This window comes from Pseudomonas sp. GW821-FHT09E12, from assembly GCF_059416085.1.
In genome coordinates this window covers 1-20,372 of record NZ_JBWKOM010000010.1, presented here as the reverse complement: position 1 = coordinate 20,372, position 20,372 = coordinate 1, and the positions used below count along the sequence as shown (strand labels likewise).

Below are 20,372 nucleotides of genomic sequence, written 5' to 3'. Positions count from 1 at the left end.
ATTCTTGGGGGAATTTGTAAGCCGCGCCATTTCCCCTGTAGGAGCGAGCTTGCTCGCGATAAATGCAAGAACAACGCGTCCACTCAGGCAATACGCGTCATCGTTGACGTTCATCGCGAGCAAGCTCGCTCCTACGGGGCGTGGCGGGTCAGGTTTTCGGGGCGAGGGCACTGGTGATCTGGCCGATGCTGTTCTCCAACTCCGCCAGCGGGTCGGCGCTGTCGGTTTGCAGCACCAGCAACTGGCTGCCGGCGGCGCTGATGGCGGCCTTGATCGCGTCGGACGGCTGGCGGTGGTGCAGGACGATGGCCACGTCGTTGTCCTTGAGCCGGGTTTGCAGTTGCTGCAGGGCTTCGGGCGTCCACTCGTTGTCGGCGCGGGCGTCGACCTCCAGCAGCTCCAGGTTGAGCCCGCTGACCAGGTAACCGAAGTGGTCGCTGAGGCTGAGCACGCTGAGGTTGTCGGCATTGGCCAGTTGCCCCTCGCTATCGGCGCTGAGCTTGAGCAGGCGCTGCTTGAGGCTGGCCAGGTTGGCGTCGATCTTCGGCTTGGCGGCCGGGGCCAGACGCACCAGATCGGCGGCCAGCACATCGGCCATGCGTCCCAGGTTATTGCTCGACAGCCACGGCTGGCTGTTCAGGCCGTCGCTCTTGCCGGGCTGCAGGGCGACCCCGGGCAGGGCGCCATCCACCGGGCGCGCGGCATCGACTTCGACGATGCGGATGTTGCTGCGCCGCGCATTGGGGTACAGCGGGTCGTCCGGCCAGATCGAGCGCAGGCCGATCACCGCGTCGGCGTCGAGGGCCAGCTTATGCAGCGCCGGGGCGCCGCGACCGGTGAAGTAGGCGGTCTGGCGCGAGCCCGGCAGATTGTCGGGGGCGGCGCGTTCGAGTCGCACATCGGTGCCTTGCAGCAGCAACTGGCCGAGGCCGAAGGTCACCGGCAGCGAGGCCAGCACTGTGAGCGGCTTGGGTGAGCTGGCGCTGTGCAGCGCCGTGGTGCCCAGGCTCTGGTTGGCGGTGACGCGCATCGGTTCGAAACGGTCCGGCTGGGCCAGGGCCGGCGCGCTGCTCAGCCCGCCGAGGGCCAGGGCCAAAGTCAGGGGGCGTGTCAGGTGACGTAATGAACTGTGCATTTATCCGATATTCCCTTTGAGGCTGGGGACAATGCCGCGGGCAACGGCGGCCAGGGCGAAGGCGACACCGGCCACCAGGATGATCGCGGCGCCGGAGGGGACGGGCAGGTCGAAGAGGATCGGTAGCAGGATGCCGCACAGGGTGCTGACCGTGGCGATCAGCACCGAGATCCAGAAAAAGCCCTTGAGCGACTGGCTCAGCAGGCGCGCGGCCGCCGCCGGGATCACCAGCAGGGCGCCGACCAGGATCGCGCCTATGACTTTCACCGCGGCCACGGTGATCAGGGTCACCAGGATCACGAACAGGTAGTCCAGGGTTTTCACCGCGACACCGCGCACCGCCGCCAGTTGCGGGTTGAAGCTGGCCAGCATGATGCGGTTGTACAGCGGCAGGCTCAGGCCCATCACCAGGGCACCGACGATCAGCAGCACCAGCAGATCGTTGCCGTTGACCGTGAGCACCGAACCGAACAGCACGTTTTCCAGGATGTGCACGTTGATCTTGCCGGCGAGGATCAGCAGCAGGCTGGCGCCCAGGGCCAGGGACACCGACAGGAACACGCCGATCAGGGTGTCCGGCGCCAGGCCGGTGCGGTTGCGCAGGTAGTTGAGCAGGATGCCGAACAGCAGGCAGTAGCCGAACAGGCTGCCGTACGGGCCGGTGTAGGGTTCGCCGAGCAGGATGCCGATGGCCACGCCGGTCAGCGCCGCGTGGCCCACCGCTTCGGAGAAGAACGCGAAGCGCTTGACCACTACCAGGGTGCCGAGGCCGCCCAGCACCGGGCCGATCAGCAAGCCGGCGAGCAGGGCGTTGACCACAAACCCATAGGCCAGGGCTTCTGGCAGGTAACCGGAGGAGGCCCAGCCCTGGATCATCAGACGAAAGGCTTCGTAACTCATCAGGCAACACTCCCGCTGACGATATCCGCGCTGCGCGGGTGGGTGGAAAACAGCGTCAGCAGGCGTTCCGGGGTCAGCGCCTGCTGCGGGTGGGCGTCGAACAGCACGCGGCGATGCAGGCCGGTGACCCGGTCCGCTAGGCGGCCGACCGCTTCCAGGTCGTGCTCGATCCACAGCAGGGTGATCCCGGCCTGGCGCCAGTCGCCGAGCAGGCGCTCGAAGACCTGGATGCCGGCTTCGTCGAGGGCCGACATCGGTTCGTCCAGCACCAGCAGTTGTGGCGCCGGGATCAGCCCCTGGGCCAGCAGCACCCGCTGGCGTTCACCGCCGGACAGGGCGCCCATGCGCCGCTTGCGTTTGTCCTGCATGCCGACCCGCTCCAGGGCTTCGCCTATGGCCGCGGCGTAATGCCGGCTGAGGCCGAGGAAAGCCGGGCGGCGCTGGCACATGGCGGCCATGAAGTCGTCGACGGTCATCGGCAGGCCGCGGTCGAATTCCAGGGCTTGCGGCACATAGCCGATCACCCCCGGCTCGCCCGGCCATTGCAGGCGCAACTGGCCCTGGTGGGGCATCTGCCCGAGCAGGGTCTTGATCAGCGAGCTCTTGCCGCCGCCGTTGGGGCCGACCAGCGCATGCACGGTGCCGGGTTGCACCTTGAAGCTGACGTTGTCGAGGATGGTGGTGCGACCCAGGGTCAGGCTGACCTGGTCGAATTCGATGGACGGGCCGCGGGCCAGGCTGTGCAGGGCGGTCATGCGCCGGCCTCCTGGATCGCCCGGACCACGGTGTCGAGGTTGCCGGACATTTCCTTCTCGTATTTCTCGGCGCTGTAGTCGCCGTAGGAAATGTGCGACAGCGGGTACAGCTTGACCCCGGACTCGCGCTGGATGGTGTCGACGTAGGTGGACGGGAAGTCCATCTCGGAGAAGATCACCTTGACGTCCAGTTCACGCAACTGGTCGATGGTCTTTTTCAACTGGCTCGGGCTGGGCTCGATGCCATGGGCCGGCTCGACCACGGCGGTGACTTCCAGGCCGAACTCGCGCAGCAGGTAGTCGTAGGCGGCGTGCACCGTGGCCACCCGCAGGTCGGCGTTGGGCGCCTTGGTCAGCTTGGCCAGGGCGTCGGCGCGCATCTGCCGCAGGCGTTTGCCGTAGGCGCGGGCGTTCTGGGTGTAGGTTTTGGCGTTGGCCGGGTCCATCTTGCCCAGCTCGCGGGCGATGTTGTTGACCTGGGCGATGGAGGCGCTGATGGACAGGAAGGTGTGCGGGTTGACCACTTTGCCGGCGCCGCGCGCGGCGATGCCGGTGGCGGCCAGCAGCGGCACGTTCTGGTTGGCCTCGATCACCGGGATGTCCGGGCGTTCGCTGGCCTCGATCATGCGGTCGGCGAAGTCGTCGTGGCCGACGCCGTTGAGCACGATCACGTCCAGGGTGCCGATGCGCTTGATGTCTTCGGCGCGCGGTTCATAGGCGTGGGGGTTGAAGCCGGCGGGAATCAGCGGCACGACCTCGGCCTTGTCGCCGACGATGTTGGCCACGTAGCTGTAGTAGGGGTGCAGGGTGATGCCGATACGCAGGCGCTTGGCCTGGTCGGCCGTGGCGAGAGGGCTGAGCAACAGGGCGAACAGGCTGACCAGCAGCACCCGCAGGAGCGGGCGGCGTTGAGATGAAATAGGCATGGGCTAGCGGTCTTCTCTCGGGTGAATGCGTGGGTTCAGTGGCGATGCTGGCGGGTCACTCCGGCATCGAATTGCGCGACCACCTGCTGCCAGCCGGCACTGGCCAGGGCGGCGTCGCTGAGGTCGTCGGGGGCGGCGAGGGACGGGCCGCGGTTGAGCCAGATGTCCGGGGCGGCGGCCGGATCGGCGGCGATGCGCATCAGGAAGGAGCCGGCCACTTGATTGTTCTGGCTGAGGCCGACATAGGCCTGTTGCCGCAGTTGCCAGGCATGCCCGCCACGGCTCACCGAACTGGCGTCCTGGGCAAAGGGCGCGAAACCTTCCTCGGCCAGTTGTTCGGGCGTCGGCAGGGCCTGGGCTTCTTCGCGCAGCAGGCGGATTTCGTCGAGGGTCACCCGCAGGTCGGCGTACAGGCCCTGTTCGCCGGCGGTGAGGTCGCGGCGGGCGTCCAGCTGATGACTGTCGATGCTCGCCACTTCGCTGCTTTCGCCGTGCCAGAGCACCACGGCACTGGCCACGCTGAGGATCAACAGGCACAGCAGCAGGACGTAGAGGGTTTCATGGCCGGCGCCGGCCGGGCGCACAACTTGGTGGGTGGAGGTGCTCATGGGGCCTCGATGTCGGCTTGGTCGATCTCGACCACGTGGCCGGGGCCGGCGTCGAACAGCACGTAGAACTCGGCGTCGGGTTTCTTGAAGGTCAGGGTGGAGTCGGCGCCCAGCTTGCCGGGCACCAGGATGGTTTCGTCGTAGCCGATCACGTCCAGGGTCACTCCCGGGGCGCCGCTGCCGTCGGAGAAGCCGCCGGTGCAGCGGATCTGCTCGCCGTCGATCTGCTTGCACTCGCACATCGGGTTATGGGCCAGGGCGCCGCCGCTGAACAGGGCGCTGGCCAGCAGGAGTGCGCCGGCACCGAGCAGGCGCAGGCGGGCGGTGGGTACAGCAATCATGGTTTGCCTCCTTGTTGGTTCAGCCAGGCGAGGGTGGCCGGGGATGCCTGGCCCAGGGGGATGGCTGCCTGGTGCAGGCTGCCGTCCCAGCCTTCCATGGTTATCCACAGCTCGGCGTCGGCCTTGGTCTTTTCCGGAACGGGCAGGCTGGCCCCCATGCGGTACGGGGTGCCGAAGAAGATCACCCCGGCGGCGCGCAGGCTGCGGGGTTTGCCGATGCGCAGGTAGGTGGCCTTGACCTGGTCGATGCAGGCGTCGCACAGGGCGGCATTGAAGCCCTTCATATAGCCGGCTGGCCCCTGAAGTTGCGGTGCTTGGTTGCGCAGTTCGGCCAGACGCAGGCTCCAGGGCCCGACCTGCACCTCGCCCACCTCGCGTTCGCCCAGGCCGCTGTCGCCACGGGCCAGCGCCGCGTCGGCGAAGTACTTGGGCATGAAGCCGAGGGGGACCAGCAACAGCAGGATGTTCAGGTGGAAACGCCATTTCAGCCAGAATTGGCGCAGGGGCGAAACCGGCATTGGGTTGTCTGTCTTGCTCACAGGTTGCCCTCCGGCGTGTCGCTGTGCAGGGCCGCAACCGGGCGCTGGGCGAGGGTGGGGCGCGGTGTCTTGTGGCTGCGCTTGATGGCCGCGGCGGTGGCCAGGGCGGTGCGCTTGGTCCAGATCAGCAGGCCGCTGAGCACCATCATGCTCAGCAGCAGGCCGAAGAAGCACCAGATCAGCTTGATCCAGATGCCGCCGAAATCACCGGTGTGCAGCGGACGCATGGACTCGGTGACGAACTCCAGGGCCGAGCGATGGGACAACAGGTGCATGGTATCGACCGAGCCGCTGTAAGGGTTGAGGTTGGCGGTCTGGTACATCAGCGGGTACCAGCCGCGGCCGCCAATGAACAGGTGGCTGTAGGCATTGCTCGGCAGCATGACGAAGCTGACCTCGAACCCCGGGATCTGCTGGGTGGCGATGCGGATGGCTTCATCGACGCCGATCATCGGCGCCGGGCTGCCGTCGGCGGAGGTCGGCACGCTTTCGCGAGCGATCACCGGAACTATGGGTTCGCTGGAAAGGGTGATCTGGTTGTCGCCAAGAATCGCCTGGATCAGGAACCAGGTGCCGGTGATGGAGATCACCGCGATGAACCAGATCGACCAGATGCCGCTCAGGCGATGCAAGTCGCCCCAGAAAATCCGCGCGCCATGGCGCAGGCGCAGGGTCGGCTTGAGGAAACCCTTCCAGAACTTCTTGTAGACCACCAGGCCGGTGACCAGCGAGGCCAGCATCGGCAGGCCGAGCAGCGATACCAGGTACCAGCCCCAGCTGTAGCCGTTGGTGAAAGGCACCAGCCACCAGCCGTGCAGGGCGCGGGTGAAGGCTTGGAAGTTGAATTGCGGGCTGACGCCCTGGATGACGCCGGTGTACGGGTTGACATAGACCTCGACGGAACGGCCATCGGGGTAGCTGACGCCCACAGTCAGGGCAAAATGCGCTTCGTCGGGGGTGCTGATGCTTTCGACCAGGGTCTGCGGTTCGGCCTGCTTGATGGCTTTGACGATCTGGTCGTAGCTCAGCGGTTGGGCGTCGCCTGTGGGTTTGCTGGCGCGGATGTCGGGGTTGGCCAGCCAGACGATTTCCTGGCTGACCACGGCCAGGGTGCCGGTGACGCAAACGATCAGCACAAAGAACCAGATGGGCAGGGCCAGCCAGCTGTGAACGAGAAACCAGATTTTCGAGCGGGACTTCTTCGACATTGAGCACGCGTCTTGATTCGAGGAGTGGAGCCGCGGGCGGCTGGTAAGCCCGGAGAGAAACCCGCGGCGTAACCTTCGCCAACGCGACCTGCTGCATCTAATTAAGACGAATGAGAATCGTAAATCCCGAAAGACGATATGAAAGTAAATGTTTCCGCGCGACCAATGGCAGGGGGACGGTCCGGGGGAGGCTATCGCGGGCAAGTCGGATCGCCGCCCGCTCGCTCCTACAGAAGCACGCGCGTCTGTAGGCGCGAGGCTTGCCCGCGATCAACGGTTTTCAGGCACAGGGCTTATCCCTGCTGTTTAAACATCTCCATGGCCCGCTGCTTGATCTGCTCTTCGCTCAGGTCTTCCTTGCGGGTGGCGAGAAACCACAGGTGGCCGAACGGGTCTTTGAGGGTGCCGCTGCGGTCGCCGTAGAACTGGTCCTTGACCTCGGACACCACCTGGCCACCAGCGGCGATGGCCTGGGCGAACTGTTTGTCGACATCGTTGACGTACAGGTGCAGGCCGACGGCGGGTGATTGGTCGGGATTGCTCAGTGGCCCCTGATCGCAGGGCGTTCCCAGCATGATCGGGCAGTCGCCGATGCGCAGCTCGGCATGGCCGACGCTGCCGTCGGGCATGTCCAGGCGCATGACCTGGATGGCGCCGAAGGCATTCTTGTAGAACTCGATAGCCTCGGCAGCCTGCGTAATCCCCAGGTAGGGCGTGATGCTGGGGTAACCCTCGGGGATGGGTTTGACGCTCATCTCGGTTCTCCTTTCTTGTCATGGGTTTGTCGAAGTGAACCTGGCCGGTTTTCCGGTCGGTTCACTATAGGCCCGGGCAGTCCACTGCCTGGCTTGAGCTGACGAGGTGTTCGCCTGGCAACAGTGAGCCAGCGATCAGGAGAAGAGGTGCAGCCGCTGCCACAGGCTGCGGTCTGGCTGGGGAAACCGATGGGCCGCCCGCTCAATCGGTTTCCAGCAATCGCGCGCCCGGGCCGCGTTCGCCCAACTGATCGCCCTGGTTGCGCAGCGGGCAGTCTTGCATCGACAGGCAGCCGCAGCCGATGCAGCCGTTGAGGCGGTCGCGCAGCAGGGTCAGTTGCTTGATCCGCTCATCCAGCTCCTGGCTCCACTGCTCGGACAGCCGCCTCCAGTCGGCGGCCGTCGGTGCGCGGTGGTCCGGCAGGCTGCGCAGGGCCTGGCCGATCTCGGCCAGGGGAATGCCCAGGCGCTGCGCCACCTTGATCAGCGCCACCCGGCGCAGCACTTCCCGCGGATAACGGCGCTGGTTGCCGGCGTTGCGGTTGCTCTTGATCAGCCCCTTGGTTTCATAGAAATGCAGGGCGGTGACCGCTACGCCACTGCGGGCGGCCACTTGGCCGACGGTGAGTTCCTTGTGCACGGTTTCGGGGCTGGGCATGCAGCGCTCCTGCGGGTGGGGAATGAGCAAAAGTCGCTTGACCTTTACTTAACTGGAGGTTTTACCCTGCGGAACTTCGAATCACAAGATTCCGTTTATCCGTCAGTGGGGACTTGCCATGCACGCGTTTGCGCAAAACCGCAGCTTTACGCAATTGATCGAATTCGAAATCGAGCCCCATCAACAATCCGGCCTGGTGTCGGCGCTGTCCGAGCAGACCGAGCGCCTGGCCCAGGGCTACCCGGGCTTCCTGAGTGGCAGCGTGCAGGCCAGCGAGGACGGCCGGCGAGTGCTCAACTACCTGCAATGGCAAACCCGGGAAGCCGGCGAGGCGGCCTTCCAGAGTTTCGAGAAGGGCGAACAGGACTTCTGGCAACTGCTGCGTGCCTACCAGGCCAAGACCGTGACCTTCGGCTCGTTCCAGGTGGTGCGCAGCATCGAGCGCAGCCCGGACAACGCGTTGCATTGCCGTTTGGCCAGCTAGATCGACAGTTGCAGGGTGCGCTCGTGCTGGCCGGGTTTTTCCGGCGGGCGGCGCTTGTTCACCGCCAGTTCGCCGATCTTGATCAGCCGGGTGCGGGTGACGTTGCGGCTCAGGCCCAGCAGGTTGGCGGTGTGCACCTGATTGTAGTGGCTGAAGCGGTAGGCCGCGCGCAGCAGCGCGTCCTCGACCTTTTCATGCAGGGCGCCGGCCTGCTCTTCGAAGAGTTTGTGAAAGGCTCGCTCCAGCAGGGCTTCGGCTGAGTCGTCGTGGCTGTGGTGGCTGTCGTCCTGGCGTTCGATGCGCATGTTCGACAGGCGCAGGTCGTCGCGCTCGATCACGCCGTCGCGGCAGATCAGCAGGGTGTGGTGGATGACGTTTTCCAGTTCGCGGATATTGCCCGGCCAGCCGTAGCTGCGCAGCTTGTGCTCGGCCTCGCTGCTGATGGTCACGGCGCCGTAGCCCAGGCGCTGGCTGTAGGCCTCGATAAAGTGCCGGGTCAGCGGCAGGATGTCGCCGGGGCGCTCGCGCAGCGGGCTTAGTTCCAGGCTGACGACGTCGAGGCGGTAGTACAGGTCCTCGCGAAAATGCCCGGCGTTGATGGCTTTCTCCAGTTGCACGTTGGTTGCCGCCAGCACCCGCACATCGATGGGAATGCTTTTGCGCGAACCCAGGCGCACCACTTCGCGCTCCTGCAGCACCCGCAGCAGCTTCACCTGGATTGCCATCGGCAGGTCACCGATCTCGTCGAGGAACAGGGTCCCGCCATTGGCCTCTTCGAACCAGCCGGCCTTGGCGCTCAGGGCCCCGGTGAAGGCGCCTTTTTCATGGCCGAACAGCTCGGCCTCCACCAGTGACTCGGAGAACGCGCCACAGTTCACCGCCACGAAGGGCCGGTTGCGCCGGGCGCTGAGGTTGTGGATATGGCGCGCCACCAGCTCCTTGCCGGTACCGGTTTCGCCGATGATCAACACGCTGGCCTCGCTCGGCGCGACCTGCTGCAGATGCGCCAGCAAGGCCTGGGATTTCGGGTCTTCGAACACCTGGGCGGTGGCCCGGATCGAGGTGGCCAGGGCCGGCGAGGGCGGTAGGGTCAAAAGCTGCATGGACAAGCTCCGGGAACAGAAGGCTAGGAATAGAAAGTCGGGGTCGGCAGGGACTGGTTCAGGGCCCAGTCACCCAACTCATGGAGTTTGTAATCCACCGGGTCGTGCAGGGTTTGCGTGCGCAGGTTGCGCCAATGCCGGTCCAGGCGCAGGGAGGCGTGGGTGGAGCGGGCGCCGGTGACCTCGAACAGGCGGCTGCACAGCTCCAGGCCCTGGCGCGTGGTGGCGACCTTGGCGGTGGCGATGGCCGTGGCCAGGTGGCCGCGTTCTTCGGCGCTCAGGTTCGGCCCCTTGGCCCAGGCCTTGTCCAGCAGCTCCGCGGCGCGCTCCACCAACAGGCGCATGCCTTCCAGGGCCACCCAGAAATCACCGTAATGACCCAGCACATAAGGGTCCTGATAGGCCTCCTGCGCGCTGGACTTATGCCAGGGCCGGGTTTCGGTGAGGGTGTATTGGCGAGCTTCTTCAAAAGCCCCTTCGGCGATGCCGAGGAACATGTGGGTGAAGGTCAGTTGGGCGATCAGTGGGCGCAGGCAGGCGAAGGGCGTGCTCAAGGGCCCCGGGTCCAGCAGCAGTTCCGATTCCTCGACCCGCACCCGCTCGAAGCTGGCGCTGCCGCTATCGGTCTGGCGCTGGCCCATGTTGTTCCAGTCGTTGTGCAGGGTGATGCCGCTGCGGCCGCTGGGAATGGCGGCAATCAGCAGCTTGCCGCCGTTGCTTTCGTCGACCGCCGAGGCGATGAGCATTTCCGAATCGCTGGCGCCGGAGCAGAAGCTCTTCTTGCCGGAGAACTCGCGCCAGCCGCCGAGGTTCTTCACCACGGTACGGGTGTCCAGCGGGTTGAGGGCGTTGCCCCAGAACCAGTTCTTGCGCGCGGTCTGTTCGAACCAGGGTTGCCATTGTTCCGGGCGGGCGAACAGGCGCACGGTGGCCAGCATCAGGTGGTGGAAGCCGAAGACGTGGGCGATGGAGCTGTCGACCTTGGCGAACTCGCGGACGATGTTCAGGGTCTCGCTCCAGCTGGCGCCGAGGCCGCCGTACTGGGTGGGAATGCTCAGGGCCAGCAGGCTGCTCTGGCGCAGGGCGTCGCGCTGGGCTTTCGGGGTACCGCCGCGTTCGTCGCGTTCGACGGCGGTCAGGGCAAACTCGGCCGCCAGCTGGCGGGCGGTCTGCAAGGGGGACAACAAGGCGCTTTGCGGCTTGGCAGTCACGCGGTGTTCCTCGTTCGGGGCCGGTTATTGGGCCGTGAAATCGGTGGGGCTGTGAGGCGAGCGCGGGGCGCTCGATCGCGAGCAAGCTCGCTCCTACAGGGTGCAGGTGGTTTCTGTAGGCGCGAGGCTGGCCCGCGATAGCGTTCTGTCAGGCGATAAACACCCTCAAGCTCCAGCCGCTTTTTTGCTCGGCAGCACGTCATTGGCGATCATTTCGCCGAACGGCCCGGTGAGGTTGGTCACGCCACGCCCGGCCAGGCTGGCGTAGGGCTCCGGCAGCAGCGGGAACACCAGCTCGGCAAAGCGGTAGGCTTCTTCCAGGTGCGGGTAGCCGGAGAAAATGAAGCTTTCGATCCCCAGGTCCGCGTATTCCTTGATCCGCGCCGCCACCTGCTCAGGGTTGCCCACCAGCGCGGTGCCGGCGCCGCCACGCACCAGGCCGACGCCGGCCCAGAGGTTGGGGGCAATTTCCAGGTTGTCGCGCCGCCCGTCGTGCAAGGCGGCCATGCGCCGCTGGCCCTCGGAGTCGAAGCGCGAGAAGGATTGCTGCGCGGCGGCGATGGTGTCGTCGCTGATGTGTTCGATCAGCTTGTCCGCGGCCTTCCAGGCCTCTTCCGCGGTTTCGCGCACGATCACATGCAGGCGGATACCGAACTTCACCGTGCGGCCGTGGCGGGCGGCCCGTTCGCGCACGTCGGCGAGTTTCTCGGCGACCGCGGCCGGTGGTTCGCCCCAGGTCAGGTAGACGTCCACCTGTTCGGCGGCGAGGTCATGGGCGGCGTCCGAGGACCCGCCGAAATACAGCGGCGGGTAAGGTTTCTGCACCGGCGGGTACAGGGCCTTGGCGTTCTGCACATGCAGATGCTTGCCTTCGAAGTCCACGGCTTCGCCTTGCAGCACCCGGCGCCAGATCCTCAGGAATTCGTCGGTGACTTCATAGCGTTCGCTGTGGCTGAGGAAGCTGCCGTCGCCACGGTTCTCGTCAGGGTCGCCGCCGGTCACCACGTTGATCAGCAGGCGCCCGTTGGACAGCCGGTCGAGGGTGGCGGCCATGCGCGCCGAGACGGTCGGCGAGATGATCCCCGGGCGGATCGCCACCAGGTAGCGCAGGCGTTCGGTCAGGGGCACCAGCGCCGAGGCGATCACCCAGGAGTCTTCGCACGAACGCCCGGTGGGGATCAGTACGCCGTGATAGCCCAGGCTGTCCGCGGCCTGGGCCACTTGCTTGAGGTAGTTGAGGGTGACCGGACGCGCGCCCTGGGTGGTGCCCAGGTAATGGCCGTCGCCGTGAGTCGGAAGAAACCAGAAAACATCCATGACAGGTCCTTAAGCGATTTTCAGCAGATTTTTCGGATGCACGCCGAACAGCGGCGCGGCGCGTTCTGCCGCAAGGCGAATGCGGGCCTTCAAGGGCTCGCTGGTGATCTGGTAGTTGGCGAAGTCGGCCTCGGTGGCATAGACCCCGATGGGCAGGGTCAGGGCCTGGAAGAAACTGAACAGCGGCCGCAGCTGGTGATCCAGCACCAGGGCATGACGCTCGCTGCCACCGGTGGCGGCCAGCAGCACCGGGGTGTCGATCAGCGCGTTGAGGTCGATCAGGTCGAACAGGTGCTTGAGCAGGCCCGGGTAGGAACCGCGGTACACGGGCGCTGCGACGATCAGCAGGTCGGCGCTTTCGATGGCTTGCAACTGCGCTTCGACTTCCGCCGCCAGCTCCTGGCGGGACAGGGCCGCGCCCAGGGGGCGGGCGATGTCGCCCAGTTCGATGAGCGTGCTCTCGATCGGCAATTGCCCCGCCAGTTCGGCGAGCAGCGCCTGGGTCAGCACCAGGGTGCGCGAGGGGCGCCAGGTTCCACCGGACAGGGCAACGACTTTTAATGGACGCGACATGATCAGTTCCTTTGTTGAACAGGGCTCAACGAGCAGTGAGTAGTCCCAGGGCTTGAGCAAGAGCTGTACCAGCGACGCAAAGCCTTGAGTGGCGGGGCTTGTGGCGCTGTTGCAGGAGCGGGCTGTTGTTGGGAAGACACTGTTTTGTTGATTGGCTGTTGCCTGGTGAACAGTTGCTCAGGCAACAGCAGGCGGCGCGATGGACCTGTTATAAAGGCTTACTTATATTCCTAAAAAATACTTTATTTCCATATTTATAGGTCTTTTAGGAATATGTGCGCCTGCGATGGGCTGCGATAGGGGGAATCGATAGCCACTATCGAGCGTGATGATTTCTGCCCCGGGAAGGGCGACGGTAGCCTGTGTCCATTGCCTCGCAGCCCAGATCCAGGAGCTTTTGCCATGAACCGTTCGCTTGTCTTTTCCTTGCTTGTCGCCACTGCGGTGCTGGCCGGTTGTGCCAGCCAGCCTGGCCCGGAGTCGCGTCCCTATACCGCCGAGGAAACCCGCGAACTGGCGCTGGAAGCCCTGAACCGGCGCGGGCTGTCCTTTGACGAATACCAACAGAAGAAGGTCGAGCTGCTTGCCCCGCAACGGACCTTCGGTTTCGACCGGCAGGGCGAAATGAACGCCGAGCACAGCGTGACCCTGCATGGCCGGGCCAGCTGATTTGTCGATCTGCCACGGCCTTGCCTGCGCAGGCTGACGGACTGCCGGTGAGCATCGGCAAAACCCTGTGATGATTTTCCCCGCCTTGCGCCTTGTTCTTCGGCCCCCTGGCCGAACCTCGCTTAACCCGGCTCCCGGAGCCTGTTAAGCTGCCCCTCGGGAGCGTTCCTACGCACTTTTAAATGAAGTTGTCCTTCTTTAACTGCATCCGATCGGGTATTGCTGACGGTCTGCCATTTTTGCGTTGCCGAAAGGGCGCGTATCAGCGTTCGGCACCGAGCGAACCTTGATCCTGGAACAGGCTCTGCGGGTATTTTTGCGATGAATAAACGTCCTCTCTATTTCGACTACGCCGCCACCACGCCGGTGGACGAGCGAGTCATTCAGGTGATGGTGGAATGTCTGGGGTTCAACGGTAACTTCGGCAATCCGGCGTCCAGTTCCCACGCCTTCGGCCAACAGGCCCGGCGCAGCGTCGAGCTGGCGCGCCAGCAGGTCGCCCAACTGGTGGGCGCGGCGCCCGAGCAGATCGTCTGGACCTCCGGCGCCACCGAATCCAACAACCTGGCGCTCAAGGGCGTGGCCCAGGCCCGGGGCATCTCCGGCGGGCACATCATCACCAGCCAGATCGAGCACAAGGCCATTCTCGACACCGCCAGCCAGTTGCAGGCTGCCGGCGTGGCGGTGACTTACCTGGTGCCGGACAGCGACGGGCTGATCACGCCCGAGGCGGTCAGCGAGGCCCTGCGCGACGACACCTTCCTAGTGTCGCTGATGCTGGTCAATAACGAACTGGGCACGCTCAACGACATCCCGGGCATTGGCCGTGTGGTCCGTGAGCGCGGGGCGCTGCTGCATGTCGACGCGGCCCAGGGCGCGGGCAAGGTGGCGATCGACCTGGCGCAGTGGCCGGTGGACCTGATGTCCTTTTCCGCCCACAAGATTTACGGCCCCAAGGGCATCGGCGCGCTCTACGTCGGCCCGCGCGCGCAGCAGCGCTTGCAGGCGCAGATCCACGGCGGCGGCCATGAAGGCGGCTTGCGCTCCGGGACGCTCGCGACCCATCAGATTGCCGCCATGGGCGCCGCCTTTGCCCTGGCCGCCGAACATTTCGACGAAGAAGCGGCGGCCATCGCCCGTCTGCGCGAGCGTCTGCTCGAACAATTGGCCGACGTGCCGGGGCTGCGCCTGAACGGCAGCCCGGCCCAGCGCATTCCCCACACCTTGAGCCTCACCTTCGGTGAAGGGGCGTTCAACCCGGCGGCCCTGAGTGCCTCCATCGCGTTTTCCGCGACCTCGGCCTGCAACTCGGCGAGCAATGCGCCGTCCCATGTGTTGCTGGCGTTGGGGCTCGACGCCCGGGCGGCGGGGCGGACCATCCGCCTGAGCCTGGGGCGTTTCACCACCGAGCAGGACATCGATCAGGCCGTCCAGCTGATCAAGGCTTCATCCGCCAGTGCACCGGCGTTCTGGGCGGTTGCCCAACCCTGAGGGTCGATGCCCTCGGTATCCAATAACAATGATTGACCTGGTAGCAGGAGACACAATGAGTACGCAGCCCTTGACCAATGGAGTGGTCCCCCAGCGCCTGGCGCGCACCCGCGAGCTGATGAACCGCGAGGGCATTCATGCCCTGCTGGTGCCGTCGGCCGACCCGCACCTGTCGGAGTACCTGCCCGGTTACTGGCAAGGCCGGCAGTGGCTGTCGGGTTTTCACGGTTCGGTCGGCACCCTGATCGTGACGGCGGATTTCGCCGGGGTCTGGGCCGATAGCCGTTATTGGGAGCAGGCGACCAAGGAACTCAAGGGCAGCGGCATCGAGTTGGTCAAACTGTTGCCGGGCCAGCCCGGCCCGTTGGACTGGCTGGCCGAGCAGACCCCGGAAGGGGGCGTGGTCGCGGTCGACGGCGCGGTGATGGCGCTGGCTTCGGCGCGTACCCTGGGCAACAAGCTGCAGGAGCGCGGTGCTCGCCTGCGCACCGATATCGATCTGCTGAACGAAGTCTGGAGCGACCGCCCGAGCCTGCCGGACCAGCCGATCTACCAGCATTTGCCGCCCCAGGCCACGGTCGACCGGGTCGAGAAGCTCGGCAAGCTGCGCGAAACCCTGAAAGAGCGAGGCGCGGACTGGCATTTCATCGCCACCCTCGACGACATCGCCTGGCTGTTCAACCTGCGCGGCGGTGACGTCTCGTTCAACCCGGTGTTCGTCTCTTTCGCCCTGATCAGCCAACAGCAGGCGACGCTGTTCGTGGCGCTGAGCAAAGTCGATGATGCCTTGCGTGCCGTGCTGGAACAGGACGGCATCGCCCTGCGTGACTACAGCGAAGTGGCCGCGGCCCTGAGTGCGATTTCCGACGGCGCCAGCCTGCTGGTGGATCCGGCGCGGGTTACCGCCGGTTTGCTGGATAACCTTGGGGATGGTGTGACGCTGCTGGAAGGCCTGAATCCGACGACCTTGGCCAAGTCCCGTAAAAGCCTGGCTGATGCCGAGCATATCCGCCAGGCCATGGAGCAGGACGGTGCGGCGCTCTGCGAATTCTTCGCCTGGCTGGAATCGGCCTGGGGCCGTGAACGCATTACCGAGCTGACCATCGACGAGCACCTGACCGCGGCGCGCACCCGTCGCCCCGGTTATGTGTCCCTGAGCTTCAACACCATCGCCGCGTTCAACGCCAATGGCGCGATGCCGCATTACCACGCCACCGAAGAAGAGTATGCGGTGATCGAAGGTGATGGCCTGCTGCTGATCGATTCCGGCGGCCAATACCTGGGCGGTACCACGGACATCACCCGCATGGTCCCGGTCGGTACCCCGAGCGCCGAGCAGAAGCGCGATTGCACGCGGGTGCTCAAGGGCGTGATCGCCTTGTCCCGGGCGCAATTCCCGCGGGGCATCCTGTCGCCGTTGCTGGACGCCATCGCCCGCGCGCCGATCTGGGCCGAAGGCGTGGATTACGGGCACGGCACCGGTCATGGCGTGGGGTATTTCCTCAATGTCCACGAAGGCCCGCAAGTGATCGCCTATCAGGCGGCGCCAGCACCGCAAACCGCGATGCAGCCAGGGATGATCACCTCGATCGAGCCGGGTACTTATCGTCCGGGCCGTTGGGGCGTGCGCATCGAAAACCTGGCGATGAACCTTGAGGCAGGCACTAGCGAATTCGGCGAGTTCCTCAAGTTCGAAACCCTGACCTTGTGCCCGATCGACAGCCGCTGCCTGGAACCTTCGCTGCTGACCCAGGACGAGCGTGAGTGGCTCAACGCCTACCACGCTGAAGTGCGTCGGCGCCTGAGTCCGCTGCTGCAGGGCGCGGCGCTGGAATGGCTGAATACCCGTACCGCAACCCTCTGAACATGAATCGCGCTGCCGGCTTTGGGCCGGCAGCGCGAATTGCGTTGTTTGTCTTACCGAAGCTTTGACTTAGCTCAGGGCTTCGAGGACAAAGTCCAGGCGATCCTGGCCGAAGAACAACTGGTTATCGACGAACATGCTCGGCGCGCCAAAAACGCCGCGCTGCAAGGCTTGTTCGGTCTTGTCCTTGAGGGCGTTCTTGACCTCTTCATCGTTGGTCAGGGCCAGCACCTCTTGCGGATCGAATCCCCCCTCACTGAGTACCGCGGCAACGATGGCCTGATCGTTCAGGTTGCGCTTCTCGACCCAGAGTGCGTGGAACAGACAGTCGATAAAGGCAACAAAACGCTGTGGATGTCGCAGTTGCATGCCGGTCACCGCGCGCATCAGCAGCAGGGTGTTGATCGGGAAGTGCGGGTTGAATGCCAGTGGTACCTCATAACGTTTGGCATAACGCGCCAGGTCCTGAAGCATGTAGCGTCCTTTGGCGGGGATGCTGATCGGCGAGGCATTGCCCGTGACCTTGAACACGCCACCGAGCAACATGGGTTGATAAATTAGCTGGCTGCCTGTCTGGGCACAGATCTTTGGCAATTGGGTGTAGGCCAGGTAAGAGGTCGGACTGCCCAGGTCGAAAAAGAACTCGACGGTTTTGCTCATCGGTGATGCTCCCTTTTTGTTGTTGTGGCGCAGGGTTTACCAGCGTTCGTTCCAGGGCCGCAGATCCAGTTCGAAGGTCCAGGCATCCCGGGGCTGGCTGTGCAGATACCAGTAGTTGTCGGCGATGTGTTCGGGGTTGAGGATGCCGTCCTCATCCTTGAGCGCATACTTTTCCGGGAAACTGTTGCGGATGAAGTCCGTGTCGATGGCGCCATCGACCACCACATGAGCAACGTGGATATTCAACGGCCCCAGCTCCCGGGCCATGCTTTGCGCCAGTGCGCGAATGCCATGCTTGGCTCCGGCAAAGGCGGCAAACCCCGCAGCGCCGCGCAAGCCCGCGGTGGCGCCAGTGAACAGGATGGTCCCGCGTTTGCGAGTGACCATGCGCTTGGCCACTTCTCGCGCATTGAGGAAACCTGAGAAGCAGGCCATCTCCCAGATCTTGAAGTACTTGCGCGCTGTTTCTTCAAGGATGCTGCAGGGCACGTTGGCGCCGATATTGAACACCAGGGCTTCGATCGGACCGATCTCGCGCTCGATCTGTTCGATCAAGGCAATCACTTCTTCCTCTTTTCGAGCGTCGCAGGCGAACCCATGGGCTTCGCCTCCCGATTGCTGGATGGCCTCCACCAGGGGCTGCAACTTGTCCGCGCTGCGTCGGGTGACACAGGCGACAAAACCTTCCCGGGCAAAACGCTTGGCAATTGTACCGCCTGTGGCATCGCCGGCTCCGACGACCAAAACGACTTTCTTGTTCTCTGTGGCTGTAGTCATGGTGGGATCGCTCTATTGGTAAACGGTCGTTAACTAAACGAACGTTATGCTACGATCCGCCGAGCGTCAAGACGAAGAGAGGAGAGGGGCGTCATGCGTTATTCAGCCAGTCACAAGCAGGAAACCCGGGAACGGCTGCTGCAGAGCAGCGCAGTGTCAGCGAAAAAAGAAGGATTTTCGACTGTGGGGGTCGATGGCCTGATGAAAGCGATCGGGCTGAGTGGTGGGGCGTTCTACAGCCACTTTTCATCCAAGGATGAGCTGTTCGGTTCTATTGTCGAACGGGAGCTGAGCCAGAGCCTTGAGCGTCTGGGGGGCGATGGTGAGCAAAACCGGATGCGGCTTGAGCGCTGTCTCAAGCGCTACTTGAGCATGGCGCATGTCGAGAGCCCTGAAACGGGCTGCGCCTTGCCAACCTTGGGCGCGGAAATCTCACGGGCGGACGAGGTGGTTCGACAGCAGGCGCAAGATTGGATTTGCCGTTTGCAGCAGAGTTGGGCGCGCACCCTGGGCAGCGACAGCCTGGCCTGGTCGATTCTGTCGCAATGTGTGGGGGCGTTGGTGGTGGCGCGAATGCTGGTCAGTCCGGATATTCAGCGCCAGGTCCTGAAGTCGAGCCATGACGAAATTGTTCGTCAATTGCCAATGCAGGATGTGCAGTAGGCAGGTGCTGCCTACTTGCAGATGACGATCATGCTGCGGCTGGTATAGCCGGCGGGATTCAGGCCGAAGGGATAGTCGCCCGGGTCCTCCACTGCATCTCCGGATTTGGCGATCACCTTGTAGCCTTTGGGGCCGCAGGAGGTAGCAGCGCTGGCGTAGCATTTGTCCCAGGAGGAGGACAGGCCGGAGCAGTTGATATGCAGGCCCTTCTTTCCGCGCTTGACCTCGGTTTTCGAAGTTGCGGCGCAACCTGCGATGGCCAGTACGGCTAACAGAATCAAAAAACGTTTCATTCCTGTCCCTATTGCTGATCCCGGATCTGTTGTCCGGGTTCGACTGCGTTAGCTGTCACTTTGGCGTCTGTGCGGTCCTTGCCTGAAAAATCCATGACTGGCGCTGAGTTACAGCGCCTAAACATGGCCTAATTGAGCGGCAAATACCAGAGCTATGTACAACCAGGAATCAATCCGCCGCGACCAAAGGTTTCGATTCGCTGCGCATGGTCAGGGTCGCACCCACTGACGCCAGGATGATGCAGGCAATAGCCAGCCACTGCGCGAGCGACAGGAATTCGTGGAGGAACAGCAGCCCGGACAAGGCACCAAAAGCAGGCTCGATACTCATCAGCGTGCCGAAGGTTCTCGCCGGCATTCGGGTCAGGGCGACCATCTCCAGGCTGTAGGGAAGGGCGGTGGAGAGAATGGCCACGCCGATGGCGATGGGGATCAGGCTGGGCGTCAGCAAGGCAGCCCCGGCATGCACGATGCCGATAGGCGCAACGAACAAGGCAGCAATCATCACGCCCAGCGCTGCAGTCTGGATGCCATTGTCGGCCCCGGCCTTTTGCCCGAACAGAATATAGAGCGCCCAGCACACCCCGGCTCCCAAGGCATAACCCGCGCCGATCAGGTCGATACCAGCGCTCGTATCGCTGGTTGGAATCAACAGCAGCAGACCGATAATCGCCAAGGCGATCCAGAGAAAGTCGATGGCTTTTCGCGAAGCATAAATGGCCACGGCCAGTGGGCCGGTGAATTCCAGGGCCACGGCGATTCCCAGAGGAACGCTGCGTAGCGACATATAGAAGAGAAAGTTCATTCCACCCAGCGCCATGCCATAGACGATGACGGTGCGCAGGGACTTGGCGGTGAGCTTCGCGCGCCATGGGCGCAATAGCAGCAGCATGATGATGCTGGCGAAAATCAGGCGCAGTGTGGTGGTGCCCTGTGCGCCCACGATCGGGAACATGCTTTTGGCCAGGGAGGCGCCGGACTGGATGGAGGCCATGGCAATAAGCAGCAGTCCCACCGGGAACAGGGTCGAGGCTAGGCTGCGGGGCTGGTCATTCATGGCAAGGCATCATCCGGGTCAAGGGGGGAGGTTTGGTGCGCCGACATGATGCTCAACTAAAAACGCTTGAGCAATATATTGCTCATGATGTTTCTGCTCTTCTTATATAGAGAAGGATTCATCTGTTTTTGCAGGTTATTGATAGAAAAGACAAATTAGGGGTTGACGGCAGATTCTGGAAGTCTATAATTCGCCCCACTTCCGGCGCAGTCGAAACAGAAAACTCCTTGAGATTCAACGAGTTACGAGGTTTTCGACAGTGGTTACGCTTCAGTTCATCGAAGCCCGAAGGAGTTGATTCGGCAGTCAGTTTTCGCCGAGTTAACGATTCGATCTTCTCGGTCGAAAGCGGAGAAAAAGAGGTGTTGACAGCAGCGTGTAACGC

General features: G+C 63.9%; 24 protein-coding genes. 5 read left to right on the top strand and 19 right to left on the bottom strand.

Features of this window, described 5'->3' with window-relative positions:
- Nucleotides 1–148: 148 nt before the first annotated feature.
- From AC07PQ_RS25675 to soxR, 10 genes are all read right to left on the bottom strand, one after another.
- Complete coding sequence (locus AC07PQ_RS25675) at nt 149–1,135, bottom strand: metal ABC transporter solute-binding protein, Zn/Mn family (protein ID WP_493186447.1); 987 nt, start codon at nt 1,133–1,135, stop codon at nt 149–151.
- Nucleotides 1,136–2,035: a metal ABC transporter permease gene (locus tag AC07PQ_RS25670; RefSeq protein ID WP_085531635.1), complete on the bottom strand. Its 900-nt coding sequence runs from the start codon at nt 2,033–2,035 to the stop codon at nt 1,136–1,138.
- Complete coding sequence (locus tag AC07PQ_RS25665; RefSeq protein ID WP_007930424.1) at nt 2,035–2,790, bottom strand: metal ABC transporter ATP-binding protein; 756 nt, start codon at nt 2,788–2,790, stop codon at nt 2,035–2,037. The genes AC07PQ_RS25670 and AC07PQ_RS25665 overlap by 1 nt, the downstream gene beginning before the upstream one ends.
- Nucleotides 2,787–3,716: a metal ABC transporter substrate-binding protein gene (locus AC07PQ_RS25660; RefSeq protein ID WP_493186448.1), complete on the bottom strand. Its 930-nt coding sequence runs from the start codon at nt 3,714–3,716 to the stop codon at nt 2,787–2,789. Before AC07PQ_RS25660 ends, AC07PQ_RS25665 begins: the two co-directional genes overlap by 4 nt.
- Nucleotides 3,717–3,751: 35 nt before the next feature.
- Entirely contained in the window at nt 3,752–4,324 is a 573-nt protein-coding gene (locus AC07PQ_RS25655) for a DUF6162 family protein (RefSeq protein ID WP_493186449.1), read from the bottom strand.
- On the bottom strand, nt 4,321–4,665 hold the full coding sequence (locus AC07PQ_RS25650) for a hypothetical protein (protein ID WP_007930420.1): 345 nt from the start codon (nt 4,663–4,665) through the stop codon (nt 4,321–4,323). The genes AC07PQ_RS25655 and AC07PQ_RS25650 overlap by 4 nt, the downstream gene beginning before the upstream one ends.
- Nucleotides 4,662–5,183 carry a PA2404 family protein gene (locus tag AC07PQ_RS25645; RefSeq protein WP_009044891.1) on the bottom strand — a complete coding sequence of 174 codons (522 nt, stop codon included), beginning with the start codon at nt 5,181–5,183 and terminating at the stop codon, nt 4,662–4,664. Before AC07PQ_RS25645 ends, AC07PQ_RS25650 begins: the two co-directional genes overlap by 4 nt.
- A 17-nt stretch (nt 5,184–5,200) precedes the next feature.
- Nucleotides 5,201–6,412 carry a PepSY-associated TM helix domain-containing protein gene (locus AC07PQ_RS25640; RefSeq protein WP_493186450.1) on the bottom strand — a complete coding sequence of 404 codons (1,212 nt, stop codon included), beginning with the start codon at nt 6,410–6,412 and terminating at the stop codon, nt 5,201–5,203.
- A 293-nt stretch (nt 6,413–6,705) separates the two neighbouring features.
- On the bottom strand, nt 6,706–7,167 hold the full coding sequence (locus AC07PQ_RS25635; protein WP_007930417.1) for a VOC family protein: 462 nt from the start codon (nt 7,165–7,167) through the stop codon (nt 6,706–6,708).
- Between the two features lie 202 nt (nt 7,168–7,369).
- Nucleotides 7,370–7,825: a redox-sensitive transcriptional activator SoxR gene (gene soxR / locus AC07PQ_RS25630; RefSeq protein ID WP_007930416.1), complete on the bottom strand. Its 456-nt coding sequence runs from the start codon at nt 7,823–7,825 to the stop codon at nt 7,370–7,372.
- A 118-nt stretch (nt 7,826–7,943) separates the two neighbouring features.
- Between soxR and AC07PQ_RS25625 the strand changes: the two genes are divergently transcribed.
- Complete coding sequence (locus tag AC07PQ_RS25625) at nt 7,944–8,309, top strand: antibiotic biosynthesis monooxygenase (RefSeq protein WP_028683023.1); 366 nt, start codon at nt 7,944–7,946, stop codon at nt 8,307–8,309.
- Here AC07PQ_RS25625 and AC07PQ_RS25620 read toward each other — a convergent pair.
- The 4 genes from AC07PQ_RS25620 to msuE form a co-directional block, all read right to left on the bottom strand.
- On the bottom strand, nt 8,306–9,412 hold the full coding sequence (locus AC07PQ_RS25620) for a sigma-54 interaction domain-containing protein (protein ID WP_493186451.1): 1,107 nt from the start codon (nt 9,410–9,412) through the stop codon (nt 8,306–8,308). The genes AC07PQ_RS25625 and AC07PQ_RS25620 overlap by 4 nt on opposite strands.
- Nucleotides 9,413–9,435: 23 nt before the next feature.
- Entirely contained in the window at nt 9,436–10,623 is a 1,188-nt protein-coding gene (locus AC07PQ_RS25615) for an acyl-CoA dehydrogenase family protein (RefSeq protein WP_493186452.1), read from the bottom strand.
- Between the two features lie 165 nt (nt 10,624–10,788).
- Complete coding sequence (ssuD, locus tag AC07PQ_RS25610; protein WP_493186453.1) at nt 10,789–11,940, bottom strand: FMNH2-dependent alkanesulfonate monooxygenase; 1,152 nt, start codon at nt 11,938–11,940, stop codon at nt 10,789–10,791.
- A gap of 9 nt (nt 11,941–11,949) precedes the next feature.
- A complete protein-coding gene (msuE, locus tag AC07PQ_RS25605) occupies nt 11,950–12,513 on the bottom strand; it encodes an FMN reductase (protein WP_007930411.1) in 564 nt (187 codons plus the stop codon).
- 402 nt (nt 12,514–12,915) lie between these two features.
- Between msuE and AC07PQ_RS25600 the strand changes: the two genes are divergently transcribed.
- The 3 genes from AC07PQ_RS25600 to AC07PQ_RS25590 all read left to right on the top strand — a co-directional run bounded on the left by AC07PQ_RS25600 (nt 12,916) and on the right by AC07PQ_RS25590 (nt 16,537).
- A complete protein-coding gene (locus AC07PQ_RS25600; protein WP_007930409.1) occupies nt 12,916–13,182 on the top strand; it encodes a hypothetical protein in 267 nt (88 codons plus the stop codon).
- A gap of 321 nt (nt 13,183–13,503) precedes the next feature.
- Nucleotides 13,504–14,673 (top strand): cysteine desulfurase family protein, encoded by a 1,170-nt coding sequence (locus tag AC07PQ_RS25595; RefSeq protein ID WP_493186454.1) that lies wholly within the window; start codon nt 13,504–13,506, stop codon nt 14,671–14,673.
- Between the two features lie 55 nt (nt 14,674–14,728).
- Complete coding sequence (locus tag AC07PQ_RS25590) at nt 14,729–16,537, top strand: aminopeptidase P family protein (protein ID WP_493186455.1); 1,809 nt, start codon at nt 14,729–14,731, stop codon at nt 16,535–16,537.
- A 69-nt stretch (nt 16,538–16,606) separates the two neighbouring features.
- Here AC07PQ_RS25590 and AC07PQ_RS25585 read toward each other — a convergent pair whose 3' ends face one another.
- Both AC07PQ_RS25585 and AC07PQ_RS25580 read right to left on the bottom strand, forming a co-directional pair.
- Nucleotides 16,607–17,197: a 2-hydroxychromene-2-carboxylate isomerase gene (locus AC07PQ_RS25585; RefSeq protein WP_493186456.1), complete on the bottom strand. Its 591-nt coding sequence runs from the start codon at nt 17,195–17,197 to the stop codon at nt 16,607–16,609.
- Nucleotides 17,198–17,233: 36 nt separating this feature from the next.
- On the bottom strand, nt 17,234–17,974 hold the full coding sequence (locus AC07PQ_RS25580) for an SDR family oxidoreductase (RefSeq protein WP_493186457.1): 741 nt from the start codon (nt 17,972–17,974) through the stop codon (nt 17,234–17,236).
- A 93-nt stretch (nt 17,975–18,067) separates the two neighbouring features.
- Between AC07PQ_RS25580 and AC07PQ_RS25575 the strand changes: the two genes are divergently transcribed.
- Nucleotides 18,068–18,637 carry a TetR/AcrR family transcriptional regulator gene (locus AC07PQ_RS25575; protein ID WP_007930401.1) on the top strand — a complete coding sequence of 190 codons (570 nt, stop codon included), beginning with the start codon at nt 18,068–18,070 and terminating at the stop codon, nt 18,635–18,637.
- A gap of 11 nt (nt 18,638–18,648) precedes the next feature.
- Here AC07PQ_RS25575 and AC07PQ_RS25570 read toward each other — a convergent pair whose 3' ends face one another.
- From AC07PQ_RS25570 to AC07PQ_RS25560, 3 genes are all read right to left on the bottom strand, one after another.
- On the bottom strand, nt 18,649–18,930 hold the full coding sequence (locus AC07PQ_RS25570) for a hypothetical protein (protein WP_007930399.1): 282 nt from the start codon (nt 18,928–18,930) through the stop codon (nt 18,649–18,651).
- A gap of 169 nt (nt 18,931–19,099) precedes the next feature.
- The gene (gene rhtA / locus AC07PQ_RS25565; RefSeq protein ID WP_007930397.1) at nt 19,100–19,987 is read right to left on the bottom strand and encodes a threonine/homoserine exporter RhtA; all 888 of its coding nucleotides are present in this window, start codon (nt 19,985–19,987) and stop codon (nt 19,100–19,102) included.
- Between the two features lie 118 nt (nt 19,988–20,105).
- On the bottom strand, nt 20,106–20,372 hold a 267-nt coding region (locus AC07PQ_RS25560; protein ID WP_493186458.1), incomplete at its 5' end, for a hypothetical protein.

What these genes read in the sequence shown, in the direction of transcription:
- AC07PQ_RS25580 (WP_493186457.1), bottom strand. Translation starts at nt 17,974, where the DNA reads ATGACTACAGCCACAGAGAACAAGAAAGTCGTTTTGGTCGTCGGAGCC.
- AC07PQ_RS25665 (WP_007930424.1), bottom strand. Translation starts at nt 2,790, where the DNA reads ATGACCGCCCTGCACAGCCTGGCCCGCGGCCCGTCCATCGAATTCGAC.
- AC07PQ_RS25575 (WP_007930401.1), top strand. Translation starts at nt 18,068, where the DNA reads ATGCGTTATTCAGCCAGTCACAAGCAGGAAACCCGGGAACGGCTGCTG.
- AC07PQ_RS25635 (WP_007930417.1), bottom strand. Translation starts at nt 7,167, where the DNA reads ATGAGCGTCAAACCCATCCCCGAGGGTTACCCCAGCATCACGCCCTAC.
- AC07PQ_RS25640 (WP_493186450.1), bottom strand. Translation starts at nt 6,412, where the DNA reads ATGTCGAAGAAGTCCCGCTCGAAAATCTGGTTTCTCGTTCACAGCTGG.
- AC07PQ_RS25570 (WP_007930399.1), bottom strand. Translation starts at nt 18,930, where the DNA reads ATGAAACGTTTTTTGATTCTGTTAGCCGTACTGGCCATCGCAGGTTGC.
- AC07PQ_RS25655 (WP_493186449.1), bottom strand. Translation starts at nt 4,324, where the DNA reads ATGAGCACCTCCACCCACCAAGTTGTGCGCCCGGCCGGCGCCGGCCAT.
- msuE (WP_007930411.1), bottom strand. Translation starts at nt 12,513, where the DNA reads ATGTCGCGTCCATTAAAAGTCGTTGCCCTGTCCGGTGGAACCTGGCGC.
- AC07PQ_RS25585 (WP_493186456.1), bottom strand. Translation starts at nt 17,197, where the DNA reads ATGAGCAAAACCGTCGAGTTCTTTTTCGACCTGGGCAGTCCGACCTCT.
- AC07PQ_RS25625 (WP_028683023.1), top strand. Translation starts at nt 7,944, where the DNA reads ATGCACGCGTTTGCGCAAAACCGCAGCTTTACGCAATTGATCGAATTC.
- soxR (WP_007930416.1), bottom strand. Translation starts at nt 7,825, where the DNA reads ATGCCCAGCCCCGAAACCGTGCACAAGGAACTCACCGTCGGCCAAGTG.
- AC07PQ_RS25675 (WP_493186447.1), bottom strand. Translation starts at nt 1,135, where the DNA reads ATGCACAGTTCATTACGTCACCTGACACGCCCCCTGACTTTGGCCCTG.
- AC07PQ_RS25650 (WP_007930420.1), bottom strand. Translation starts at nt 4,665, where the DNA reads ATGATTGCTGTACCCACCGCCCGCCTGCGCCTGCTCGGTGCCGGCGCA.
- ssuD (WP_493186453.1), bottom strand. Translation starts at nt 11,940, where the DNA reads ATGGATGTTTTCTGGTTTCTTCCGACTCACGGCGACGGCCATTACCTG.
- AC07PQ_RS25670 (WP_085531635.1), bottom strand. Translation starts at nt 2,035, where the DNA reads ATGAGTTACGAAGCCTTTCGTCTGATGATCCAGGGCTGGGCCTCCTCC.
- AC07PQ_RS25595 (WP_493186454.1), top strand. Translation starts at nt 13,504, where the DNA reads ATGAATAAACGTCCTCTCTATTTCGACTACGCCGCCACCACGCCGGTG.
- AC07PQ_RS25620 (WP_493186451.1), bottom strand. Translation starts at nt 9,412, where the DNA reads ATGCAGCTTTTGACCCTACCGCCCTCGCCGGCCCTGGCCACCTCGATC.
- rhtA (WP_007930397.1), bottom strand. Translation starts at nt 19,987, where the DNA reads ATGAATGACCAGCCCCGCAGCCTAGCCTCGACCCTGTTCCCGGTGGGA.
- AC07PQ_RS25590 (WP_493186455.1), top strand. Translation starts at nt 14,729, where the DNA reads ATGAGTACGCAGCCCTTGACCAATGGAGTGGTCCCCCAGCGCCTGGCG.
- AC07PQ_RS25600 (WP_007930409.1), top strand. Translation starts at nt 12,916, where the DNA reads ATGAACCGTTCGCTTGTCTTTTCCTTGCTTGTCGCCACTGCGGTGCTG.
- AC07PQ_RS25660 (WP_493186448.1), bottom strand. Translation starts at nt 3,716, where the DNA reads ATGCCTATTTCATCTCAACGCCGCCCGCTCCTGCGGGTGCTGCTGGTC.
- AC07PQ_RS25645 (WP_009044891.1), bottom strand. Translation starts at nt 5,183, where the DNA reads ATGCCGGTTTCGCCCCTGCGCCAATTCTGGCTGAAATGGCGTTTCCAC.